This is a genomic window from Legionella sp. PATHC032 (assembly GCF_026191185.1).
Taxonomy (GTDB): Bacteria; Pseudomonadota; Gammaproteobacteria; order Legionellales; family Legionellaceae; genus Legionella.
In genome coordinates, this window is record NZ_JAPHOV010000001.1 from 2,839,305 (window position 1) to 2,861,519 (window position 22,215).

Consider the following 22,215-nt stretch of genomic DNA (forward strand, 5'->3'; position numbering starts at 1 on the left):
CATGCTTACTGGTGAGTCGATTGTTACCATTTTGCTTCCTCACCAATTAGGACATCATTTTGATAAGAAAGCAAAATCAATCTGACAATTTTGTTTTTCCCTATACTTCAGGGAAAAACAAAATCCTTACATTGCAGAAAGCTTAAAAGAATTTTCACTAATCGTTTCTTTTTGCTTAATGATTTTATCCATTTCTTGCACAAAAAGGATGACATCATCAAGAGTGAAATTGCGTTTATGAGATTTTGAATACTCTATATATCTCTGAGCAATATCTTTGCACTTTTCTGGTGTATATCTTTCATCACCTTCAAGTCCTTTTTGATACATCTGCGTGAGCGCCCTTGCGACTCGTGGGCCAGACTGCTTGTTTTTTCGAACATAAGGGTTTAGTTCTGTAGGGTATGGTTTGGGAGCTATATCCACAGATACTTTATGCAGGGTATGTTTTGAAAATTGACTTAATACACCCTTTTGAGATTGATCAGAATTAACTTTCTCCTCAGATGGTTTAGTCAAGGACAACTCTTCTTTTTTCTGAGGTATTACAGGACTTCGTTCAGGGCTATACAATCCAAATTTAGCTAAACCTGTGCTGATTTTATTTTCAACCATAAGGGCTGGAATGCATTCGAGAAAATTGGAAAAAAGTGTACCAAGAGACATCCTCAAGGCAGGTTCTGATGTTAATTTAGGTGTTGCTTTGCCCAGAAGCTGAAAAAATGATTCGATTTCTTTTTGTTTTGTAACAGCAGTTGGGCTGGTTTTAATAACCTCTACCTGCTTCATCAAATCGTGAAGCCAATCACTTATCAAAGAATATTTCTCTACTCCAAGTTCTTTACTGCCATGCTCTGACTGCATCCTTTCCAATAGTTCGAGTAATTTTTCTTCTTTGTCAGTTAGTTTTGATGTAAATATCGAATCAGGAATGATAGAAGTCCAATGAGTATTGCTTTCATTATTTAATATCATTTCCGGACTACCCGCCTGATAGGACGGACTTGTTCCATTTCTATGAACATGCAAAATAATTTCATGATCATAGACAAGATCAATTCTTCCCTCATGGTTACGCACCATGCGTTCACCTTGTATGGCACGATGTAAAACCATCAGTGTTTCTTCACTGCCCCATACATATTCTCTTCGGAGATGATCTTTGTATTCATCAAGATGTTTTTCATTATCAGCTAATAAAAAATCTATCGTTTCTTTCCTTAGAATATTATCTAAAATAGTCGCCTGATGAACTTGGATCTCTTTTTCAGTTAAGCTTTGCTCTTTGAGTTCCTGTTTTTTACTTTCCCATTGACGATTAAATTCTTCTATGACAGAAGGTGTTTTTGTTAAAATATATTCTTGAAGAGCATCCAACAAACCACTTACCTTATATATCTCCGCCTCAGTATAATCAGGATTCGAGAAATCATTGTCTATTAACAAGGTCAACTCTGATTCATTGATTTGTAGTGAGCGTTTAAAACCAAATTCCACCGCATAATGAAGAGATGAAAATAAAGGCGTATCATGAGGTGAAGATTTGAATTCGACTTTAGTATATTCTGCTGCCAAATCTCTGGTTGCCCTGCCAAGAATTGGTTCTATAACTGTCTTGATTTCTTCGCGGGTAAATGCCCTATTGATGTCCTTGGATAATAGTTTTTGTAAACGAGCCCTATCTTCTTCCTTTAATCCTAATTTGTTAAAAATATCTTCAGTAATCCTGACATTATTTTTTGCCCGCAAATAATACATTAATGAAATACTGTAAGCATAATACAGGCAATTGCCTTTACCACTATTATCCACATTAAACATATTGACTCCTTTTTGTAAATTCAAAACCCTTACCACGTTAATAGTCTTTTATTGCTTTTCCTCCTTGGTCTGATTTCATTATTTGAAAGATTCATGAGTTCTTTTCTGGTAATGGACTGATACTCAGTGATATAAGTGAGTAAATCGATAAATACTTTATTTGATACGAAAAGAATTTTTTCAAGGATGGATTCGGAGTCATTCATTTGAACCCGGTGACCAGGGTAATTGGCTTGCTGCGGGGTAATATTATTTATGATTAAATCCCAACATATTGACACAACATTAATCCCTTAGTTTTTATTTGATATAAAATGCAATGTATACGATCAAAATGATTCACGCAATACTTTCATCTCATTTTCCAATCAGTGAGCACGATTAATACCAAAGTGATTTTTATATGTAAATCATTGGGTTAATTCACAGGGAAAAATTGGCTATAAAATTAACTGTGGTTAACAGGTGTTGACAGTATTACCATAGTCCTGTATACATAATATACAAGTTAAATTTTTGTGATTATTCATGCCCTACATTACTACACCAAATCAGTTAAATAAAAAAGCAAGCCTTGTACAGGCTTTTGCTTGCTTTTTTTATTTTAGCTTTTTCAGCCCTGAGCTGGGTGGTAGGTAGGCAATACTAACACTCCAACCCCCAGCTGAGTCTGGGGGTTTTTGATATCCAGGATCCCCAGCCCAATACGGGAGTTGGATACAAAAGAGGAGTGTGAACGATGAACCATCCATCTCATATTCATCATCCATCCAAAGCCCCTTCTGGCTTGGGGAGGGTACGATGAGTTATTCAATCTTAAAAAAACTGCCACCAATAGAAAAAATCATCCAGGAATTGCCATTACCCTATCCAGCCTGTCAGCAAATTGCTCAAGACCGGCAAGAAATCAAAGCGATTTTGGAAGGGCGAGATAAACGTCTTTTGATGATAGTTGGTCCTTGTTCAGCATGGCCTAAGAAAGCTGTATTGGAATACGCTGAGCGTTTGGTACAACTCAACAACAAAGTAAAACACGATTTAAAATTAATCATGCGGGTTTACATTCAAAAGCCCAGAACAACAAAAGGCTGGACTGGCCCTGTTAATCAACCCGATTTGTTTTCAACCCCTGATATAGAAGCGGGTATAAAATATACTCGGGATATGATGATAAAAGTCATTCAAATGGGGCTCCCTATCGCTGATGAGGCTCTTTTCACCCATAATGCCAAGGGATTTCTTGAACTTCTGTCCTGGGTTGCAATAGGCGCCCGTAGTTCAGAAGATCAAGAGCATCGAATTTTTGCCTCTGGCCTTGACTGTGCGGTAGGATTAAAAAACCCCACACATGGTTCACTTGCTGTAGGAGTAAACAGCCTAGTTGCCTCACAACATCCTCATGTCGCTGTCTTTGATGGATATGAAGTGCAAACCCATGGTAATCATCATGCTCATCTCGTTCTGCGTGGCTCAAACCAAGCCCCCAATTACTCCGTTTCTCACCTGGAGGAGGTCATGTACTATATGGGCATGCATCAGATAGTTAACCCTTCTGTCATTATTGATGTGAGCCATGACAACTGTCTGGTGAATGGGAAAAAAAATCATCAACTGCAACCATCAATTGCTTTTAGCATTCTTGAAAGCATCAAAAATAGACCCGATTTAAAACAACTGGTCAAAGGTTTCATGGTAGAAAGTTTCATCAAAGAAGGTAATCAAAAATTAGACTCTATCAATCCGGCAAACATTGATTTAAACGGGTTATCCGTTACAGATCCTTGCCTCAGTTGGGAAAAGACAGAATCGTTCCTGTTGGAACTGGCAGAGAGGAAAGCGTTATGAAGAATCTCATTGAAGAAAAAGAAGCGATTCGCTTCGGTGTTTCTGGAGATATCGGATCATTTTCTGAGGAAGCAGCGCTGCTTTATGCTAAAGAGAAAGATATTAATGTCCATCTCATTCATTTGCTGGATATGGAAGGCGTTTTAAATGCTATTGAGAATGAAACTATAGATTTGGGCATCTTACCCGTTGTGAACCTTTTAGGAGGATTGGTAAAACCAGCATTTCAGGCTATGGGCAAATATTCATTTACTCCCATCGATGAGATTTGGCATGACATTAACCAATGCCTGCTGGTTAAATCGAATACTCAACATCATAAAATTACCCATATTGTTTCGCATCCTCAAGGTCTTGCCCAGTGCAAAAAATTCCTAAGCAACCAATTTAAGGATGCGAAAAAAATAGAATGGATCGATACAGCAAAAGCAGCAAAGGATTTGGCAGAAGGAATATTGCCACCCCATGCTGCTGTCATTGCGTCGGCACGTTGTGCATCACTTTATGGTTTGAAAATAAGAGCGAGAAATATTGAGGACAGCAATCAGAATAAAACAGCTTTTATATTAGTTAAAAAATAGAGTGATAAGGTCCCTATCTGCTAAGGAGTTCATCATGAGTACAATCGAAGAACTAAGAAAACAAATTGAGCAAACTGATGCAGACATCATTGAAAAGTTGGCTCAACGCCAAGATTTGGCCAAGCAAATCGGTGCTTTAAAATCTAAAGAAGGAAAAAAAATAATAGATCGTCTGCGCGAAAAAAAATTGTTTGAATATTATGACTGTTTGTCCAAGCAATATCACTTGCAACAGGATTTCGTGAATCAATTATTCAAGATAATTATCTCAAACTCAAAAAAGGTCCAAAAATAATGAACCATTGTGAAAAAAAAAGCTTGCCCAAAGATTCCGCAACAGTTGCCATTAATTCTCTGGCTCAACAAAAAATAAACGTGGGAATCAAAATTCATAATCTCAGTGCTGGAGAACCCAAACTGCCACCCCATCCCTCCATAATAAATGCCGTTACACAAGCTATGGAACAAGGGCATACCCTTTATCCTCCCATAATGGGGATTCCTGAACTACGTCATCTGGGCTGTGAATGGATGAATAGATCCTATGATTGTTCATTCCAAAAGGAGCAATGCCTGGTTGTGAATGGTGGAAAACTTGGCATTTATTTACTCATTCAATTATTATTGCGGCCAACCGATGAAGTCATTATTCCTTCTCCCTACTGGGTATCCTATCCAGCCATGGTTAGCCTGTTTGGTGGTACTCCCGTGATAGTTGAAACGACAGAAGTTGAAGAATGGAAACTAACGCCACAGGCTCTGAAAAAGGCTTGTTCTGCAAAAAGTAAAATACTCATTCTGAATAATGCCAGCAATCCAACTGGAGCCTTGTATACCCAATCCGAACTGACTCACTTATTGCAAATTGCCGAGGAGCAAGATCTTTTAGTGATCTCTGATGAAGTTTACAGCGAACTGACCTATGATGGGCATCATTACGTATCCTGTGGTTCTTTCCCCCAGTTTCGGGAGCGTGTCATCATCATTCAAAGCTGTTCAAAAAACTTTTCCATGACGGGTTGGCGAGTAGGATTCGTTTTCGCCCCAGAAATATTCATCAACCCTTTAACTTCTCTAGTCAGTCAAAGCACCAGTGGAGTAACCACCCTTAGCCAATGGGCTGCTGTGGCGGCACTGCAAGAGGTAAATCAAGTCAATATCTGGGTTCAACAAAACATGGAAAAAAGAAGAAATTGCCTCCTCCGCACCTTGCATGACTATCTGGGATTGACTATAACACCTCCAGTTTCCTCACTTTATGTTTTTCTTTCCCTAAAGGATATTGGCTGCAAAAATCAAAATTCCGAAGAGTTTTGTAAACAAGCTTTGGATAAGGCCAATGTTGCGATGGTACCAGGAATCGCCTTTGGTAAAGAGGGTTACGTCCGTTTGTCTTTTGGAGGCAATGAAGAAGATTTAAAATCAGGTGTCTATGCTCTGGCACAATGGCTACATCATTGATTAAGTCAATTGATTACTCTGCAAAACGCATGACCAGACCTCTTGCATAACCAGTCTCTTTTATTTTACTGCTGCGTTGCAAACGTTTCTGTGGTGCCTCATTTAACGGCTCTATAACAGGACTTACGAAAAACCCCAAGGTCGAGTTAAAAATGTTTTTAAAGAGATTGGGGTTTTTCGTAAGTTCTGTATAAAATTGATGCATTCGACAATAGGCTAAAAAACCATTATGTTATTTATCGAAATATCAGGATAAAAAAATCATGCCAATAAAATACGATAATTTAATCTGTTACAAACAGATATCCATTGATGACCATGGAAAACTTAAATTTTTTCTTGAAAAGCACAGTACAAAAGAAGGGACATGGGGTAAACTTTGCTTAAACGAAGGTGAAATTGATTTTATTTTCCTGGATGGCTCGGGCCAGGAACTGTCGCGCATCCGACTGGATAAAAACAATCAGGAATTGTCTATTCCTCCTGCTTCCTGGCATAAAATTATTCCAATCAGCGCCACCTTCAATTCTCGGCTTGAATTTTATTGCAAACCTCATCGCTACTTTAACAAAAAATACGGTTTAACTGAGGTGCACCGTGACTTACTGTACGTGTATCATACTTACTTATCGCATTCAGGCCCACTAACTATCCTGGATGTCGGTTGTGGTTCAGGTAGAAATCTTTTGTACTTGGCCCAACTTGGTCATGCAGTGACTGGGATTGATATCAATCAATCGGCACTGGAAAATATTCAGGTAATTGCTCAAAAAGAAAATCTGAGTTCAATTAACACTTTGGCACAGGATTTAAATCAACCTCAATCCCTTACCAGAAATCATTATGATTTTATTTGCTCTACCGTGACCCTCCAATTTTTAAATGCCTTTTGTATTCCAGCCTTATTGACTGAATTGCAGAAGGCAACGAAGAAAAATGGCTATCATTTTCTGGTTTTTCCCGTCCAATCCAATCTTTATTCGCTTCCAGCTTCATTTACGTTTTTGCCAAAGCAGGAAGAACTGTATCATTTTTACCAGGACAGGGGCTGGTCTATCCTCGAATACAAAGAAACAGTAGGACATCTTCATAAACAGGACGAATTGGGAAGACCGATGCAAGGATTATTTGCTCTTTTGCTTGCCCAGAAAGTTTTATAAAATTCGCATTCATAAAATCAGGACTTACGAAAAATCCCAGGGTCAAGGCAAAAAATGTTTTTAATGAGAGAGCTGAGATAAACTGAATGACCGAATTAAAAACATTGTTTAACAAAGAGATTGGTTTTTTTCGTCAGTCCTGAAAATGTTATTTTGGATTGCTAACTGATCCTTAATAAAGTAGACAACTCACTTGGGTTATGTAAAACATCTGCCAGAGTGTACTGCTCTAAAATCTGCAGGAAAGCACGTTGTGCCTCATACAAAACGCTCTTGAGTTTACATGCTGGAGCAATGCAGCAGTTTGCCTTTTCTTTATTAAAACAGGGAACCAAATCGAAATTGGGCTCAAGCTCCATAATCAATTGACCTAAATTAATGGTTTCAGGTGAGGCTGCCATCAAAATACCGCCATGTTTCCCTCGTATTGTTTTAATTAAACCCATCTTTGATAAATTATGAATGATTTTGATGAGGTGATTGTTTGATATCGAATAGGCGTCTGTAATGTCCTTAATGGTACATGAACCTTTCTTTAGGGCAATGTAGATCAAGGCGCGTAAGGAATAATCAGTAAATTGAGTCAATTGCATAAAAAAATCCTTCTGGTTTGTTGACGTCTATTATTTCTTTTTATAAGATGTATTTCAAATACATCTTTAAGGAGTATATCATGACTGAATCATTGTTTGAGCGATTAGGCGGCCAAAATGCTGTCAATACGGCTGTGGATATTTTCTACCGCAAAATGCTCATGGATGACAGGGTGAATTATTTTTTTGATGACGTGGATATGGAGCAACAAATCCTTAAGCAAAAAGGATTTTTAACCATGGTGTTTGGCGGACCAAATCACTATACAGGAAAAAGTATGCGGGGAGGACATCAGCATCTACTTGCTATGGGCTTAAATGACTCACATGTCGATATTGTCATCGAGCATTTAGGGGAAACCCTTAAGGAATTGGGCGCCAATGAAGAAGACATTCAAAAAGTAGCGGCAATCGCCAATAGCGTTCGTGACGATGTATTGGGGCGATCATCATGAGTACCGTACGATTTAATAATCAATCTTTTGCATTAACTCCGGATGAAAGTCTCTTGCAATGTTTTTTGCGTAACGGGGTAGAATATCCTAACTCCTGTCAGGCAGGCATTTGCCAGTCATGCCTGATTAAAGCCAAAGATGGGGAAATTAATCCAGGCTGGCAAGAAGGATTACCGGAAACACTCAAATCTCAAGGGTATTTCCTGGCTTGTCTTGCCAAACCAACCACTTCACTTGATGTCACATCTCCTGATAATGCAGAATGCGAGACACAAGCTCAAATAATGAGCCTGCAACGATTAAATCACAATGTCATTCAAGTCAAACTGCAGGTAGAACACCCTACTCCCTGGCTACCCGGGCAATACTTGTCGCTCATTAATCCTGAAGGAACGATGCGCAATTATTCCATAGCCAATATCCCTGCTGATGATGGCTACATTGAACTGCACATTAAAATTTATCCGCAAGGTGACATGGGACAATGGCTTTTGCAACGCGCAACCACTAATACATTCATCACAATCCGAGGCCCTTTTGGTCAATGTTATTACCATAATCCAGATAAACTGGCTTTTAATATATTGCTGGCAGGAACAGGGACTGGCCTTGCCCCGCTGATAGGTATCATTAGAAGCGCATTAACACAAAAACATAAAGGAACGATTACCCTGGTGCATGGCGGTGTTACTGATGAGGATATCTATTACAGGGAAGAACTGGAAATGTTGTCTTTATTGTTCAGCAACTTCCGCTATGATCCCTGCGTACTTCAAAGTCAAGGGCTTTATCCCGAAGGCTCAATTGAAAAACGAGTGTTAATTCACCTGAATGCTCCCAACGCTACGAAAGTCTATGTGTGTGGTCCAAAAGAAACAACCAATAAATTGAAAACACGAATTTTTCTTGGCGGCGTGCCTTCAGCAAATATTTATAGTGATGTTTTTTTATAATATTCAAATAGTCACAGTAATTTATAATCTGGTGCAAACCGGATTATATTTCTCGCTCATCAAAATGACCTTTTTTCTCCACTGGCAGCATTTCTTTTCATTAAGAAGTTGTAAGGCAACTGGCCATTAGCACTGAAATAACCAAGTGGCGATATCTAATCTGCCGGCTATACTTAAACATACAATTTTCAATCGCTTTTCTCACGTCTAAAAGGATTATGTCCATGATCGTCGATTTTGAAACGCACTTCATCACTGAAGCTTGTATTGATTATCTGACTCAACGCCAGGAAGCTCCCAAATTGGTTCCAGAGCTCAATGGAGCTTATACAATGTGTTTTACACCTGATGTTTCCTTATTTCACACAAGTGCATTAAGGGAGGAATTATTAAGTTTAAACGAGCAACGACTGGCAATTATGGACCAAGCAGGAGTGACAATCCAAGTATTAAGTTTGACTACTATCAATGGGATTGACTCCTGCCCTGGAGATGAAAACAAAAGCACCGCTTTAGCAAGAGAAGTCAATGATAAGCTTTACTCTGCTATTCAAAAACATCCTGAACGATTTAAAGGTTTTGCTTCTATATCGCCTTATGACGTCAAAGAGGGTATAAAAGAATTGGAAAGAGCAATATCTCAATTAGGTTTTGTAGGTTGGCTTACACACTCCAATTTTGGCCAGGATAATTACCTGGACGATAAAACCTATTGGCCATTGTTGGAAGCCGCGGAAGGTTTAAACATTCCTATCTACCTGCATCCGAATGTACCCATTATGCGCGAATTCGGTAAATATGGTTTTGCCTTGGGGGGAAGTGCCTTAGGGTTTGAATTTGACACGGCTTTATGTCTGATGCGAATGATTCTTGGAGGTGTATTCGATGCATTTCCCAAATTAAAAATTATGCTGGGGCACTTGGGTGAAACCATGCCTTTTTTAATGGAGCGTCTCGATCATTTATACCGTATACCAGACTTGAAACCTTATCGACCTTCTATTCAGCGTATTCCCTCAGAGGTATTACGTCAAAATATTTACATAACCACCAGCGGACGTTTCTTCGTTCCCGCCTTACGTTATGTTCTAGAGGTCATGGGAGAGGACAGGGTATTGTTTGCCTCCGATTATCCGATGGAATCCTTAGCTGACGCGACTCGATTTATTCAAGATTCCGATTTATCAAACCAAACGAAGCAAAAAATTTTCTCTATAAATGCCGGGAATTTAAACCTTATATGAGTCAATCTTTTGCATCAAATCAGTAAAGCACTTATTTTCTTGCAGACATTAATTGAGACAAACTCAATTAATGTCATGCTTTCTGGAAAGAAAATACGAATGGTTTCATTCTACAATATTTTTTTAACGAAGAATTAACCTATCAGCATCCGCTTCATTGTTTATGGATTGTTCACTTGCAATATGGCTCATCCGATGGGTGGAATAAAGCAAATACTTATTTACCCCTTGATGCATCACATCGCGTTTGGCAACCATTTCCTTATAGGCTTCCTGCCATTTTTCCTGAAAGCCAGGTAATATATCCCAAATTTTTTGATTTTCCTCCAGAACATCAGCATCTTCTTTTTCAAGTGCAATCTTAAAAGATTGGATGAGAATTTTTTCGATAGTATGAAACATATACTTTTTAGTGCCTTTTCTGACTAAACCAGCGTGACCATCATTTTCATGAGATACAATGGCTTTAAACGCTTCATTATATAAACTTACTTGAGAATATCGTAATACTTGTGGTGATGGGAGAAAAAAATACTCCTTCTCGCCTTTCTCATTATAATAAGTAAAACTCAGCGTAAACTCTTTCAGCCCTCTCGCCTCCTCTTTTAGTAACTCCTTGGCATACATCATGGTCAAAGTACCACATGAAGTCCTGTCAGCTTGAGGGATTAGCTGTTGCAAGTCCATTGCAGAATATAATTTTAGCAAATCAGGTGTAAAAAAATTCCCTTCAACAAACGGAACATTCAAATGAAACATTCCTTCAAGATCATGATATCTGATAAGCGCTGTATTATAAAATATCGGTCTTATGGTCTTACCAGGTAAACAGATATAGAGATCGAAATGACATCTCCCACTGGTACGTTGACCAGTAAAAAAATAACCCAAAACCTCCCCTTCTTGCAGTTCATCACAGATGTCTTTTATTTCACTTGCGCTTTCCCTGGCAGTTAACCCCATATAATCAGAATTTCGCTCTATAAATTCATTAATTTTTGCATCAAGTATTCCTTTGCATGACAGCTCCTGGCAGGCCTCATTGAGTTGTATTAACCCTTCCAGGGATAACCCCGAAATGATTTTTCCTTTTGCATCCAGAAATGGAAGAACTTTATTGTGTATTTCTTCGTAAAAACCTATAAATGCTCCCATATGTTTATTGATAGAAAAAGGAGAATTTGCGCCATTCAGATTAGGCGGCTGAAAAAATATTTGTAAAAATTTGGCGTATTTGAGCTCCAGAAATTGCTGTTTTTGTTGTTCAAAATTAACCTGGCGCTCTTTTATCAAAGCCTGATACTTGGGTGTAGTGCCATTAATAATCAAGCAAATACCATATTTTTCCTGATAATGCTTAACTATTTTTTCGAGATCCAGAACGCTGACTTGATACCCTGGATAAGAACTATCTTGTTCTTTAGCCAAAAACTCAGTTTTACCTTGACTCATTTCATATTTTGTTTTCATAAAAACCCCGGCAGTAGCTTGTATCATTACTAATTCATGAATTTTTCTCATCACCGATGACTGGAATCAATTCATTGTCCACCGGGATGATTTTCATTGATTTTATAATGACAACTCCTTGCTCTATCTCAATGAAACAACTGATTATTAAAATCATTATTTTTCATTATGAATTCCTTATAAATTAAAAACCCTCTGCCCAATAAAGACTGACAGAGACAATGGATATTTCAATTTAGAGACAAAAAGATGGGAAGCGATGGTTTGGTGAGTCACACTTCGCTGAATTAAAGTTAATAAACTACTCTCAATCTATAACCAAATCCGAGAGTAAATCGTTCATCTTCTTTGCCTCAGCGACGAACCCGTTTACTTAATTAAAGCTAAGTGTTACCACCAGTCCTCCAAATATCCTTGTGGAGAAGATAGGTCGCGGCAAAAAGATCATTTTTTATGATCTTTTAAGTGGGCAAAATTTTAACAAAAAAAACTTAAGGATTTATTAATTCAACCACACCTTTCATTGAGGCAATAGGGCACTCTAGGACATACACCGGTTAACTGATTGGATGTACTTTATATTTTTTATTGCATGACATAATCAATGAATTATAAAACGAACACTCGGTATGTTATACACGACTCTTTATTCTTGTTACATATGAGGATTCATACTATCACTGCTTGCAACAGACATAAGATCTTTTTCAATTTCAGGTTTACTTGCTTTCTTATTAGCTTGCCAAAGAAGGATTCTACTTGCCTCAACATCAGCTAAAAGACACTGCTTCTCGGTGAACTCCTCCCAGGTCAAATGACATGGATCTTCAAGTCGATAATCAGCTAAATTGGTCCCCGGAAGTAATTTATTTATAAATTGATCTCCATACAATAGGCATTGGTATACGGAAATAAATTTTTGATACTCGTTAAAAGACAAAGGTTCATACCTTTTACTGCGACGAGTATAAAGAATTAAAAACAGCTCATTCACTGTCGTTGTTGATTCAACATCCAGCGCTATCGACTCCGCTCTATTTTTTTTATTAATTATAAGTTTCATTTGCGATCATTACTGTAAAATACGTCTTGTCTTCTAGTATATTTTAAATGACAGTAAATCAATATATAGATTTGAGAAATTTAAGTTATTTATTGTCAGATCAGAACTCTATAAAAATCTCACCCAAGTAAAGCCTAGCCTGTTTAGCAAACCATTTTGAATAGGGTATCTGACTGCAAATAAATAGAGATTTATTTTTGCCAGCCAATTTCAGATTTTACTACTATTTCTTGCAAGCAGATCACGTATTTCAGTAAGTAATTGAATTTCCGGAGTGACTGGTTCTGGTTCATTTGCTTTTTTTCTCTGCAGCAGATTGATTAACTTGATGAGTACAAAAATAGCAAAAGCAACGATAATAAAATCAATGACATTTTGTAAAAAATTTCCCCACTTGATTTGAGCGTCCCCTACAGTAAAACTCAATCCTGCAATATTGATGCCTCCCAATAACAAACCAACGCAAGGCATGATAATTCCATCGACCAAAGCAGTGACAATTTTATTAAAAGCAACACCCATTACAACAGCAACTGCCAAATCCATCACGTTGCCTCGCATGGCAAATTCTTTGAATTCCTTTAGTAAACTCATCAGACATCCCTATCATGATTAAGTTGAGCGATTAAATGTATATTCGCAAAATTTTTCCAATCTTTCAATTACAGACTGTCCTGACGCCAGTTAGCTTGTAGAAGGGAACTTAAACTTACATTATTGTGCAACGTCGTTTTTTAGTATCTTTGTAATCATTATCATCTTTTCTTTCTCTCTGTTGTTCAGCCCATAGAGTCAAATCCGGTTGATACATCATTTTCTTGGGGACCATGCAACATTCTATAGAGTCATAACTTCCAAAAGTATCAGATTCTAACTGATAAGTTTTTTGTTCCGAATAAATCTTGTTTTTAGGAAAGTGCGTAATAAAACAGGCAGAAGCAATGTCTTGGCCTAAGCGCTGCAGCATTCCCTCTTCAATAACTACTCCATCTTTTCGCACTGCAGGGATATGTTTAGCCCCTACTCTGGCAATAACGATGGTATCTTCATCCATCTTATGTAAAATTTGATTACAAAAACCTTCATTACCCCGTTGTACTCTGACCAAAGATTTTCCATAGAGATGGCAAGCCCAGTACAAACAATGATCAAAATCATTAAATATTCGATTCCCTATTTGCAAACCCAAATCTTTTATACGTACCGTCACTTTTTTAATGGATTTAAGATTTATAAATGGATTGCTGACGTTATCTTCCAACCCATAAACCTCAACATTATTTTTAATTAGCGCAATTAAAGAAGGCTCAACTTTATTTAATTTGCTTAAAGATTCAATAGTGTAAGGTTCCAAATTATCTAACACAGATAAATTTTCATCAAAAAATACAATTTTCTTGTTTATTTTACCTTGCTTTTGCAATTTTAAAATGCAATCGAGACAGTCCTCGCTTGCATAGGAATAATGGTTTTCCCCTATCAGGATGCATTTTTTCCCATTGCTTATTTGTTCCAGAAACCAATCTTCGAATTCCATTAGCACATCTCATTAAAAATAAAATAGAACCACAAATTAATGAAGTTGATTATTATACAGTTTAATCAAAAAAAGTCAGCGTGACTTATATATGCTCATTTTAGATTATATGTCTTTCCCGCTTTATCCTGGACTAGATAGCATGGAATTAAAATGGCGCGCCCCTTTCATGACATGATATCCTGTACAAAAAATACTGTGGTCATGGTTTGAAATATTGATTTCTCATGTGATTTGAACCAGGCTGCCTGATAAAATGACGAGCCCTGGTTACCACTTGTTGCACTGTCGCTCAGCGAACAGCGTTTGCATTTTTTTATTTACAGCAGATGCAATCCGATTATTTTCGGTTTTTTCTAACCTGTCCAAATTCTGCTTCAATTGATTCATCCATTCCTGATCAAAACCTTTTTGACAGAATAATTGATTTTGACGTACATATTCCTCCAGAAGCTTGGATTGTTTTTTACCAAGATGCATATCCTGGCTTGAGGCAATTAAGATTCCATCCAAAATAGCATAAATGCCAGTTTCTAATGCTGGAAAAGAGCGATTTTTTTCATACAAATTGGAAAAATTAACCTCATGGTACTCTTCATGCGTGGTAATTGGTGAAATCTTATTATGATTTTCTGCCAAAGGGATACACCCGAACTGAAATATAACAAGCACGGTAATAATAAAATGTCTTCTCATAATACGCTGCCTATAAATTGAGTAAAAAAACAATCCATTATGAAATTAACATATCAAATAGAACCCGATATTAAGGAAATATTTTAATTTTGACCTAAATATGAAGTTCATTTCATTTTATCCAGCTTATGCTTGTACCTAAGCACTCACTGCTGCTACTGAGCCAACTGTTTTAGGAGAGTCTGAAAGTTTGGTAATTTGAGAAGAAATATCATCTGTAAAGAATACGAAGTGTTTTTTTTGCTTCTCAACCACCGGATAGCCTTCGCTCTGGCCAATGATAATACCATGACCATGCCATGTTTTATCGGATGTGTCCTGATTTAATTGCAGTGAAGTTGAAAGCATTAATGCACAACCTTCCTTATCTATATTAAATACTGCTGAATCACCCCCTGTTCCTACCATGGAACAAGCAATTTTTTTTTGCTTTACCCATTCCAGAATAAAGGAAATCAAATGTTTTTCTTGAATCCTGGAAGGTGAAATAATTAATTTCACATCGGATAATGAATTGTTTTTTAAAACATATTCCAACATCTCATTTAATATCTTTTCTTTTCTTTTATCATCCTTTTCCGCGGCTTCACTGGACATATGAGTAAATGCAGTAGAACAACCGCTATCACTGCCGCATATAGCAACAGCAGCACAGGTAGCCAATCCATCGGTAATAAACGTTTTATTCTTACCTTTACTATAGATAACCTCATCCATGCCAACATTAACCGCGTTTTTTATAAAGGCAAAACATTGCTCTTTAGCCATCAATTTGAATTTTTTAATTCTTAATATTAAAGTCATTTATCCGCCAAAATGGTGTTATTTTTTCCATTTTAAATGGAAAATGAGTAATATCAACAAACCCTTCTGTTTTCAATAAGTGCCAGGTAAACAACTTCACTGTTTGCTCCTGAAAATTAACTTACCTAGCTAATTCAACATTAATTTAATAAAGTTCTTTGTCCAGAATTTTCCGATTGTGGAACTGAATTTAAGTCGCTTGCCTTTGCTGGTGTAAAGAAGCTTAAACGTGAATTGTTTGAGCTGAGCACAGAGTCAGAATACTCTATTTTTAGCCCCTCCGCTGTAATCTGAATAATTCCCGTCAACTCTCTTTTTCTGGTTTCAATTTTTGATTCTCTATCACCTGTTTTTGTTTCAAAAACAACCAAATCATTCGGATTAATTCCTATACTTGTACTGAATGTTATAGCTCCATTGACAATCGCTTCTTTACCAAAGCGTACTGTAGTCCCTTTGGAAGCAAAAATATTTGTATCAACCCCAATTTCAGCAAAGGCATTTGCTAGTTTGGATGCAAAACTAGGGATCCCAAGATGATCTTCTTCTTGCGCACCATGACACACACATAAAACAATCGTCATATTATACCCAGCTTTCAGTCCCATCTTGACTAAAAATCGCACTATATCTTCGGGGCTTCGCTGCACCTTTATCATCGCTTCTTTTTTGGCACTAAAGTAGTCACCACTCAGAAAACCCAAACCAACTCCACAATGTCCTGTTATGAATATCAAGCTGTTATTGTCTATTTTCCCAGCCGTCGTCAGCATCTGGTCTTGATTGTCTTCTGAACGCAATACGACAAATGGACTATTTAAAGTACTTGCAATTGCTAAACCACTGTGCCCATTTCCAACTTGATTTAAATTGGCATGATTCATTTCAAGCTTTTCTGAATCCGGATTTTCTAACGTTACGTTTTCTTCATCAAGGCTTTGTATGCTGATCACAAGCCGGCTTATGGATTTGCCGTTATTTTCTCCTGTTTCAGGAATCGAGTTTTGAATCAATGGATTTGAAAGGTGCTTCGAAACCTGATTATATTGCCAATGGGTTAAACCAAATCCATACTTATTCTTGTTTATGTTCCCGGAGCTGATAAATGCTGCGTCCACTAAATGTCCAAGCTGCATCCTGAGTTGATTCAATACAGTATAAGCTTCTTTTTTTGTATTAAACTCAAACCAATGCATCTTTTTGCCTGAGCGTACCAAATGTAAATTTAGTTCAACCAATGAAATAGCCATTTTTTCTCCAATAATTTAGTTTATTTAAGTTTAAAAATTGTGTTGCTTGGCTCGATTTTTTATGGAGCCCGGTTTATTACCGGAGATAAAGTCTGGAATGATTTTATGGGAAGGGAAACGCCCTGATACGTAATTATTCAGATTGCTACTTGGTAGTTTAGTTAAATACATACGTTTTAATCAAGGTTAAAATTTAGACTATTGTATTACAATGGATGTAAAAAAAAAGTCTTTTTGTTTATTTTATCGCCTTTATTAATTGACTGCTCAATTAAATTGAAGCCAAATCAAATCTTAATCAAAATCAATCAAAACCTGGTATATCCCATCCGCCCCGTATGTCACTATGTTGCATCAGAGTTACTACTGTTTATGATTCTTCACTTTTCTGAACAGTAAAGTTTCAACTTTAAAAAAGCTTTTCTATAATAAATTCAAAGAGCTAATTCTCAAGGATAGAATATGACATGCTCGCGCTGCGATTCTTTATTACGATATAAGCTTAAAGGACAATATTCTGTTTTGATCTATACTCCACTGGCGCACTCCTTAAGCAAATTAAAGCATCATCTAAGAGAGCATCATGTTCCGTTTGAGCTTAAAAAAAATCTTGTGGTTCTCATAAATTTTGATCACAGTAATGCCGAGCAATTAGGGCGAATTCTTCAAAATTGTTTCAGTCAGGTTGAACTTGAGGACGCGCAAGCAACTTTAATTCCAGCAAACAGCGAAGGACATGATATTACTGATTATCTTGCAAATACCTATTCACTCAAGAAAATTGTTGGAATGTGTTTATCTCAATGGTTGGTTTCAATTATTGATAATAAGTACCTTACGACATTTTGCCAGCCCATTGTTGATAGCAAGACATTAATACCTTACGGTTATGAATGTTTATTAAGAGCCCAATATGAGGGACATCTTGTTTCTCCTTCAACTCTTTTCGAAACTGCTCAATTGAGCGATATGCTTTTTTTGCTGGATAAACAAGCAAGAATTTGTCATATTGAAAATATGAGCAAAATCAGCATAACTGATAAAAAGATTTTTATTAATTTTAATCCAACAGCAATATATGATCCGCTATTCTGCCTCAGAACAACGAATACAGCATTAAAAAAATCTCAAATAAACCCTTCTCAGATTGTGTTTGAAGTGATTGAAAGTCACGCGGTTAAAGATAAAAAACATTTATTGAATATTATCGATTACTATCGTCGACAAGATTATGGCGTCGCACTCGATGATTTGGGTTCGGGGTATAGTTCTTTAAATTTATTAGTTGAGTTGAATCCAGATTACATCAAGATTGATCAAAATTTGGTTGAATCCATACATGAGAACCAAATGAAACAGATTTTGTTGGAAAAAATTTGTGAAATGGCCTTAAAGCTTGATATCAAAGTGATTTGTGAAGGTTTATCTCAACAAGAAGAGCTTGACATCGTTAAACAATACCCTATTCATTATTATCAGGGTTTCTTGTTTGGCAAGCCAGTTTCCTTCGAATCAATTGCCTAAAACGCCCTAGCTTGAAAAGATCTATCTAAAAAACAGATACTTTAATCGCCGATAAAAGGATTCGACACTATTTCTATGTGATGATATGTTTAGTATAGGGCGCAGAATTTACCTGAATTCATCTCTTTGATGAGCTGGCCGATAGCCTATATAATTCTTGTTACCAATTGAAATCAATGGATGGGCGAAGGCTCAACCATAGCTAAGCTAAAGGATACCAATGTTTCAATCCATTCTAATAATTGCACTAATGACTTTTAGCTTCATCACTCAAGCAGCCCTCCCTGCTGATCCAATCCAGCGCTGCCTGGATATCAGAAGGCTCGTGGATATCACCTCAAGGCAGAAAATGGCGGCCAAAGAACCCGGTGTGTTACGCTTTAAATTTCATAAAATTTCAGCGTCAGAGCTGCCTTTAGATAATCCAGTGGGTAATATGGACGAAGTTATCCAGGCATTAAATAATCAAATTGCAAACTGCAATAATAGCAATGGTGAATTTCAGACAGTGACTATTGCTGGACGTCCATTCAAGCGCCAGGAATGGTGCTTGAATACCAACAAAAAAATGCTCACTCTTGCAAAAGCGGCCCACGGTGATTTTAAAAAATTTTTATCGAGCATCAAAACCGAGTTTGACTGGTACAAAAGCGATGGCTGGCCCGAAAACCATGCCGGATTTAAAAAGGGTGAATTCCAGTTTACCGCCTATTACGCCCCTGCCGCTGTTGAGGCTCGTACCAAACGAGGTGGAGCATTTTTGTATCCTCTCTATAGTAACCCGGGGGTTGTCAGCGTTATTTTGGAAAGCAAAAAATATAATTTGAAAACTCCTCTTTGCGGAGTAGACCCTCTTAGCAAAGTGATGCGTGGATTTTGTCTGAAAAATGGGGATGGCACCTACTCTGTAGCCCCAGACCGAGAAGAAATTGAGCATGGGGCTTTAAGTCCCAAATATATAATTGGCTATCTTAAAGACCCCAATGACTCTGCTTTTTTAATGCTACAAGGCTCCGGTTCCTTACTTCTTGATGGCAAATTATTTCATATCAATTATGATGGTGCCAACGGCAGGCCACGCACCATGCTTGGCCGTATAGTCCAATGTGCACAAGATCCGACCTGTGGTGGCAATCTTGACACCATGGAGCGTTGCGCTAAAGATCCAAAATGCCATGATGAAGCCAAGTTACGCTGTAACGTATCTAAAAAAATCAGACAAAGCGCTGCATCAGAAAAGCTCATTCGGCAATATCTAAACAAACTCTCTCCCGATAAAGCCGATAACTTGCGAAATCGAGATCAAAGCTATGTATTTTTTGCTACAGAAGATGGGGGTCCTTATGGCTCAGAAAATATTTCTTTAACCCCTCATGTATCATGTGCAACCGATCACAGGGTTATTCCTGTTGGAATGAATTTTATCTATCATTGCAAAAAAGCCACTTCATGGTGTGTGGCACAGGATGCAGGCGGCGCTATTATAGGAGCTCATGTTGACGTCTATAAGGGTGAGGGGAATCAAGCAGGTGTGGAAGCAAACCAGTTAAATCATACTGGAACGTTATTTGTGGCACTACCTAAACGGAAATAGAAAACAGGTAACTAATACTTATTTCGAGTAATTACTTTTATTACTATCGCATATCGTCATTTATTGTGTTTTTAATCCACAACTGATGCAATAAGAATGTTTTTTAATTTGGATTACTTTGCGCCACTTATCTTATATAGGCAATGGAAAATAAAAAGATATTACCAATAGTATCTATCACATATGATTATAATTAATTGTTCATTTTTTGGTTTTCGTGATTAAATATAATTAATTAGTTCACTTTTGGAGAATATCATGTCCATTATATCTAATCATGACATAGCTTTTAGTTCCACCCAAAAGGATTTAATCAGAAAACAACAAAAAAATGACACTAAAGATCAACAGCCTGAAGATCTAAAAACTACAAAAAGGATAAATAAAGAATCGAAAATATCTGAAAAATTAATTATTTATGGTGCCAAAATAACTGCTCTTGCGGCAGGCAGTGTCGCTCTATTATTTCCTCTAACAGCACCAATCATTGTACCCATAGCACAAGCCAGTGGTGCAGTGGCGCTAGTAATTATTACTCGTAAGTTTACCAAAAGCACCTAACACCACACTTAGATACCAGTATAAAATACGATATAAGATTCAGCTAGTGAGGCAACTCTGTTAAGCTAAATTCTTATTTCAATCTACCCAAATCAGGGAATACTACCTCCGGGATATCTTGCAAAAAATTGAGTAATAGGGTCAGGCCGAATGATTGAGAGCATAAGTATTGATAAATTCTTTTAACTTTATTAGTTTTTTCCATTAACAAAAGTATTTTATACAGAACTAACTGGACCCTTAGCTCCCTTAAAAATAGGCTTGATATATCCACACAATTCAACAGCCAGATTGTAGTAGAATTACAAATCGATAGTTCAAATTTATGATGTGTAAATATCCCTGATAGGGATCAGTGCATTTTTTTACCATTAGGAACATGAGGCTCAACGGAAGCAAGGCATATAGCACCCTTTTCATCAGAAAAACCAACCAACAGAAATTGAGAGAGGAATCCGGCAATATTTTTCTCACCTAAATTCACGCATCCAATTACCATCCGGCCTATCAATGTTTCGGGCGTATAATGCACTGTTATTTGCGCAGAGGTTTGGAGAATGCCAATATCGTCACCAAAATCTACCCAAACTTTATAAGCAGGTTTCCTGGCTCGCTGGAATGGCTCTGCTTTCACAACTGTACCAGAACGCAAATCCACTTTTTCAAATTCTTCATAAGATATCGTCATTTTTACACCTCAACGTTTTGTATAGATTGTATCGTTACCATCAAATGAATTCGTAGTTTATCAATTTAAAACCAGAGTTATTTATCTATTTCACGCATTTTCTTTGTTGTTAACGCTTTGGCTCTCCATTGAGATGGGGACTCACCGAACACTTTACTAAAACGGCGACTGAATGCAGGTAAGTTTTCATAACCTACTTCAAATGCGATTGCTTCAATAGAACAATTTTTCTGAGATAGTAATCTTTTAGCATGGAGTAATTTTTTCATTCGCCAATATTCGGCAATACCACAGCCTAACGTCTGTTTAAAACGGCGCTGTAATTGACTAATGCTTAAATAGCAATGATTCGCTACTCTACTCACGTCCACAGAGTCTGCAAAATAAAGATCAATCCAGTGTTTTGCTTTTCTAACAACCGGATCCGGTTCAGGTGAAAAAGAATTTGCCGCAAAATGAAACAATAGTTGGTTGATTAAAGAGTCTGTAAAAAAATCTCTTTCATTGTGTGCTAAATAATAGTGGGTGAACTGGATGAGCTTTTTAGTACTCGTCGTTAAATTGAAAATATTAGACTCAAAAGCTTCATCACGAAGATGGTTTTGAGTGGTCACATCAATCACTAAAAACAGATTTTTTTGACTTCCGGCAAAACAATGTTGTTCATTAGGTGCAATGTATACTCCGATATCATCATTAACAACAGCAGAGTAATGACCTACCTCCAGCTCTATAGAACCTGAAACGGGCAGTACTAATTGGGCATAATCATGTGCGTGACTGCAACTCTCAGTATGATAAGAACGAAGATCAATACGATTAGTAAGCAACATAATGCTCCCAAGCGGGCATTTAGCTGTAAAAGAAATAGATTATATCATACTTAATTTGAGACCCATTGAGAGAGGTAATCAG

24 protein-coding genes are annotated in these 22,215 nt (G+C 37.2%); 11 read left to right on the top strand and 13 right to left on the bottom strand.

The annotated features are described in order from the left end of the window. Positions 1 to 126: 126 nt before the first annotated feature. Both OQJ02_RS12630 and OQJ02_RS12635 read right to left on the bottom strand, forming a co-directional pair. Positions 127 to 1,857, bottom strand: a complete 1,731-nt coding sequence (locus OQJ02_RS12630; RefSeq protein ID WP_265719359.1) for a hypothetical protein — start codon at positions 1,855 to 1,857, stop codon at positions 127 to 129. Beyond that, positions 1,851 to 2,102, bottom strand: coding sequence for a hypothetical protein (locus OQJ02_RS12635; protein ID WP_265719360.1), 252 nt, complete (start codon positions 2,100 to 2,102; stop codon positions 1,851 to 1,853). The genes OQJ02_RS12630 and OQJ02_RS12635 overlap by 7 nt, the downstream gene beginning before the upstream one ends. 520 nt (positions 2,103 to 2,622) lie before the next feature. Here OQJ02_RS12635 and OQJ02_RS12640 point away from each other — a divergent pair. From OQJ02_RS12640 to tehB, 5 genes are all read left to right on the top strand, one after another. Continuing rightward, the gene (locus OQJ02_RS12640; RefSeq protein WP_265719361.1) at positions 2,623 to 3,666 is read left to right on the top strand and encodes a 3-deoxy-7-phosphoheptulonate synthase; all 1,044 of its coding nucleotides are present in this window, start codon (positions 2,623 to 2,625) and stop codon (positions 3,664 to 3,666) included. Then, on the top strand, positions 3,663 to 4,247 hold the full coding sequence (locus OQJ02_RS12645; RefSeq protein WP_265719362.1) for a prephenate dehydratase domain-containing protein: 585 nt from the start codon (positions 3,663 to 3,665) through the stop codon (positions 4,245 to 4,247). The genes OQJ02_RS12640 and OQJ02_RS12645 overlap by 4 nt, the downstream gene beginning before the upstream one ends. A gap of 34 nt (positions 4,248 to 4,281) precedes the next feature. Next, positions 4,282 to 4,542 carry a chorismate mutase gene (locus tag OQJ02_RS12650; RefSeq protein ID WP_265719363.1) on the top strand — a complete coding sequence of 87 codons (261 nt, stop codon included), beginning with the start codon at positions 4,282 to 4,284 and terminating at the stop codon, positions 4,540 to 4,542. Beyond that, a complete protein-coding gene (locus tag OQJ02_RS12655) occupies positions 4,542 to 5,708 on the top strand; it encodes a pyridoxal phosphate-dependent aminotransferase (protein WP_265719364.1) in 1,167 nt (388 codons plus the stop codon). The genes OQJ02_RS12650 and OQJ02_RS12655 overlap by 1 nt, the downstream gene beginning before the upstream one ends. 263 nt (positions 5,709 to 5,971) lie before the next feature. Then, positions 5,972 to 6,868, top strand: a complete 897-nt coding sequence (tehB, locus tag OQJ02_RS12660) for an SAM-dependent methyltransferase TehB (RefSeq protein WP_265719365.1) — start codon at positions 5,972 to 5,974, stop codon at positions 6,866 to 6,868. A 161-nt stretch (positions 6,869 to 7,029) separates the two neighbouring features. Here tehB and OQJ02_RS12665 read toward each other — a convergent pair whose 3' ends face one another. Then, on the bottom strand, positions 7,030 to 7,461 hold the full coding sequence (locus tag OQJ02_RS12665; protein ID WP_265719366.1) for an Rrf2 family transcriptional regulator: 432 nt from the start codon (positions 7,459 to 7,461) through the stop codon (positions 7,030 to 7,032). Positions 7,462 to 7,541: 80 nt separating this feature from the next. Between OQJ02_RS12665 and OQJ02_RS12670 the strand changes: the two genes are divergently transcribed. From OQJ02_RS12670 to OQJ02_RS12680, 3 genes are all read left to right on the top strand, one after another. Then, the gene (locus OQJ02_RS12670) at positions 7,542 to 7,916 is read left to right on the top strand and encodes a group I truncated hemoglobin (RefSeq protein WP_265719367.1); all 375 of its coding nucleotides are present in this window, start codon (positions 7,542 to 7,544) and stop codon (positions 7,914 to 7,916) included. Continuing rightward, positions 7,913 to 8,869, top strand: coding sequence for an FAD-binding oxidoreductase (locus OQJ02_RS12675; RefSeq protein ID WP_265719368.1), 957 nt, complete (start codon positions 7,913 to 7,915; stop codon positions 8,867 to 8,869). Before OQJ02_RS12670 ends, OQJ02_RS12675 begins: the two co-directional genes overlap by 4 nt. A 224-nt stretch (positions 8,870 to 9,093) precedes the next feature. Beyond that, positions 9,094 to 10,113 carry an amidohydrolase family protein gene (locus OQJ02_RS12680; RefSeq protein ID WP_265719369.1) on the top strand — a complete coding sequence of 340 codons (1,020 nt, stop codon included), beginning with the start codon at positions 9,094 to 9,096 and terminating at the stop codon, positions 10,111 to 10,113. Positions 10,114 to 10,236: 123 nt separating this feature from the next. Here OQJ02_RS12680 and OQJ02_RS12685 read toward each other — a convergent pair whose 3' ends face one another. The 8 genes from OQJ02_RS12685 to OQJ02_RS12720 form a co-directional block, all read right to left on the bottom strand. Beyond that, positions 10,237 to 11,583 (bottom strand): lpg2538 family Dot/Icm T4SS effector, encoded by a 1,347-nt coding sequence (locus OQJ02_RS12685; RefSeq protein WP_265719370.1) that lies wholly within the window; start codon positions 11,581 to 11,583, stop codon positions 10,237 to 10,239. Positions 11,584 to 11,617: 34 nt separating this feature from the next. Beyond that, the gene (locus OQJ02_RS12690; protein WP_265719371.1) at positions 11,618 to 11,740 is read right to left on the bottom strand and encodes a hypothetical protein; all 123 of its coding nucleotides are present in this window, start codon (positions 11,738 to 11,740) and stop codon (positions 11,618 to 11,620) included. Between the two features lie 498 nt (positions 11,741 to 12,238). Beyond that, a complete protein-coding gene (locus OQJ02_RS12695; protein WP_265719372.1) occupies positions 12,239 to 12,646 on the bottom strand; it encodes a hypothetical protein in 408 nt (135 codons plus the stop codon). A gap of 210 nt (positions 12,647 to 12,856) precedes the next feature. Further along, entirely contained in the window at positions 12,857 to 13,240 is a 384-nt protein-coding gene (mscL, locus tag OQJ02_RS12700; protein WP_061484481.1) for a large-conductance mechanosensitive channel protein MscL, read from the bottom strand. 115 nt (positions 13,241 to 13,355) lie between these two features. After that, positions 13,356 to 14,189 carry a hypothetical protein gene (locus OQJ02_RS12705; RefSeq protein ID WP_265719373.1) on the bottom strand — a complete coding sequence of 278 codons (834 nt, stop codon included), beginning with the start codon at positions 14,187 to 14,189 and terminating at the stop codon, positions 13,356 to 13,358. A gap of 264 nt (positions 14,190 to 14,453) precedes the next feature. Next, positions 14,454 to 14,879 carry a hypothetical protein gene (locus tag OQJ02_RS12710; protein ID WP_265719374.1) on the bottom strand — a complete coding sequence of 142 codons (426 nt, stop codon included), beginning with the start codon at positions 14,877 to 14,879 and terminating at the stop codon, positions 14,454 to 14,456. A 138-nt stretch (positions 14,880 to 15,017) separates the two neighbouring features. Continuing rightward, entirely contained in the window at positions 15,018 to 15,683 is a 666-nt protein-coding gene (locus tag OQJ02_RS12715; RefSeq protein WP_265719375.1) for a hypothetical protein, read from the bottom strand. Positions 15,684 to 15,823: 140 nt separating this feature from the next. Next, positions 15,824 to 16,933 carry a hypothetical protein gene (locus tag OQJ02_RS12720; protein ID WP_265719376.1) on the bottom strand — a complete coding sequence of 370 codons (1,110 nt, stop codon included), beginning with the start codon at positions 16,931 to 16,933 and terminating at the stop codon, positions 15,824 to 15,826. Between the two features lie 462 nt (positions 16,934 to 17,395). On the opposite strand from OQJ02_RS12720, the gene OQJ02_RS12725 reads away from it, so the two are divergent. From OQJ02_RS12725 to OQJ02_RS12735, 3 genes are all read left to right on the top strand, one after another. Beyond that, positions 17,396 to 18,457: an EAL domain-containing protein gene (locus OQJ02_RS12725; protein ID WP_265719377.1), complete on the top strand. Its 1,062-nt coding sequence runs from the start codon at positions 17,396 to 17,398 to the stop codon at positions 18,455 to 18,457. 220 nt (positions 18,458 to 18,677) lie between these two features. Continuing rightward, on the top strand, positions 18,678 to 20,051 hold the full coding sequence (locus tag OQJ02_RS12730; protein ID WP_265719378.1) for an MltA domain-containing protein: 1,374 nt from the start codon (positions 18,678 to 18,680) through the stop codon (positions 20,049 to 20,051). A gap of 258 nt (positions 20,052 to 20,309) precedes the next feature. Next, positions 20,310 to 20,612 carry a hypothetical protein gene (locus OQJ02_RS12735; protein ID WP_265719379.1) on the top strand — a complete coding sequence of 101 codons (303 nt, stop codon included), beginning with the start codon at positions 20,310 to 20,312 and terminating at the stop codon, positions 20,610 to 20,612. A 352-nt stretch (positions 20,613 to 20,964) separates the two neighbouring features. On the opposite strand, the gene OQJ02_RS12740 is transcribed toward OQJ02_RS12735, so the two are convergent. Together OQJ02_RS12740 and OQJ02_RS12745 are read right to left on the bottom strand one after the other, a co-directional pair. Continuing rightward, complete coding sequence (locus OQJ02_RS12740; protein WP_265719380.1) at positions 20,965 to 21,300, bottom strand: tRNA-binding protein; 336 nt, start codon at positions 21,298 to 21,300, stop codon at positions 20,965 to 20,967. Between the two features lie 77 nt (positions 21,301 to 21,377). Continuing rightward, positions 21,378 to 22,133: a helix-turn-helix domain-containing protein gene (locus OQJ02_RS12745; RefSeq protein WP_265719381.1), complete on the bottom strand. Its 756-nt coding sequence runs from the start codon at positions 22,131 to 22,133 to the stop codon at positions 21,378 to 21,380. Positions 22,134 to 22,215 lie beyond the last annotated feature (82 nt).

Coding starts and splice junctions, on each gene's coding strand:
- OQJ02_RS12640 (WP_265719361.1), top strand. CDS start 2,623: ATGAGTTATTCAATCTTAAAAAAACTGCCACCAATAGAAAAAATCATC.
- OQJ02_RS12645 (WP_265719362.1), top strand. CDS start 3,663: ATGAAGAATCTCATTGAAGAAAAAGAAGCGATTCGCTTCGGTGTTTCT.
- OQJ02_RS12650 (WP_265719363.1), top strand. CDS start 4,282: ATGAGTACAATCGAAGAACTAAGAAAACAAATTGAGCAAACTGATGCA.
- OQJ02_RS12655 (WP_265719364.1), top strand. CDS start 4,542: ATGAACCATTGTGAAAAAAAAAGCTTGCCCAAAGATTCCGCAACAGTT.
- tehB (WP_265719365.1), top strand. CDS start 5,972: ATGCCAATAAAATACGATAATTTAATCTGTTACAAACAGATATCCATT.
- OQJ02_RS12665 (WP_265719366.1), bottom strand. CDS start 7,461: ATGCAATTGACTCAATTTACTGATTATTCCTTACGCGCCTTGATCTAC.
- OQJ02_RS12670 (WP_265719367.1), top strand. CDS start 7,542: ATGACTGAATCATTGTTTGAGCGATTAGGCGGCCAAAATGCTGTCAAT.
- OQJ02_RS12675 (WP_265719368.1), top strand. CDS start 7,913: ATGAGTACCGTACGATTTAATAATCAATCTTTTGCATTAACTCCGGAT.
- OQJ02_RS12680 (WP_265719369.1), top strand. CDS start 9,094: ATGATCGTCGATTTTGAAACGCACTTCATCACTGAAGCTTGTATTGAT.
- OQJ02_RS12685 (WP_265719370.1), bottom strand. CDS start 11,583: ATGAAAACAAAATATGAAATGAGTCAAGGTAAAACTGAGTTTTTGGCT.
- OQJ02_RS12690 (WP_265719371.1), bottom strand. CDS start 11,740: ATGATTTTAATAATCAGTTGTTTCATTGAGATAGAGCAAGGAGTTGTC.
- OQJ02_RS12695 (WP_265719372.1), bottom strand. CDS start 12,646: ATGAAACTTATAATTAATAAAAAAAATAGAGCGGAGTCGATAGCGCTG.
- mscL (WP_061484481.1), bottom strand. CDS start 13,240: ATGAGTTTACTAAAGGAATTCAAAGAATTTGCCATGCGAGGCAACGTG.
- OQJ02_RS12710 (WP_265719374.1), bottom strand. CDS start 14,879: ATGAGAAGACATTTTATTATTACCGTGCTTGTTATATTTCAGTTCGGG.
- OQJ02_RS12715 (WP_265719375.1), bottom strand. CDS start 15,683: ATGACTTTAATATTAAGAATTAAAAAATTCAAATTGATGGCTAAAGAG.
- OQJ02_RS12720 (WP_265719376.1), bottom strand. CDS start 16,933: ATGGCTATTTCATTGGTTGAACTAAATTTACATTTGGTACGCTCAGGC.
- OQJ02_RS12725 (WP_265719377.1), top strand. CDS start 17,396: ATGACATGCTCGCGCTGCGATTCTTTATTACGATATAAGCTTAAAGGA.
- OQJ02_RS12730 (WP_265719378.1), top strand. CDS start 18,678: ATGTTTCAATCCATTCTAATAATTGCACTAATGACTTTTAGCTTCATC.
- OQJ02_RS12735 (WP_265719379.1), top strand. CDS start 20,310: ATGTCCATTATATCTAATCATGACATAGCTTTTAGTTCCACCCAAAAG.
- OQJ02_RS12740 (WP_265719380.1), bottom strand. CDS start 21,300: ATGACGATATCTTATGAAGAATTTGAAAAAGTGGATTTGCGTTCTGGT.
- OQJ02_RS12745 (WP_265719381.1), bottom strand. CDS start 22,133: ATGTTGCTTACTAATCGTATTGATCTTCGTTCTTATCATACTGAGAGT.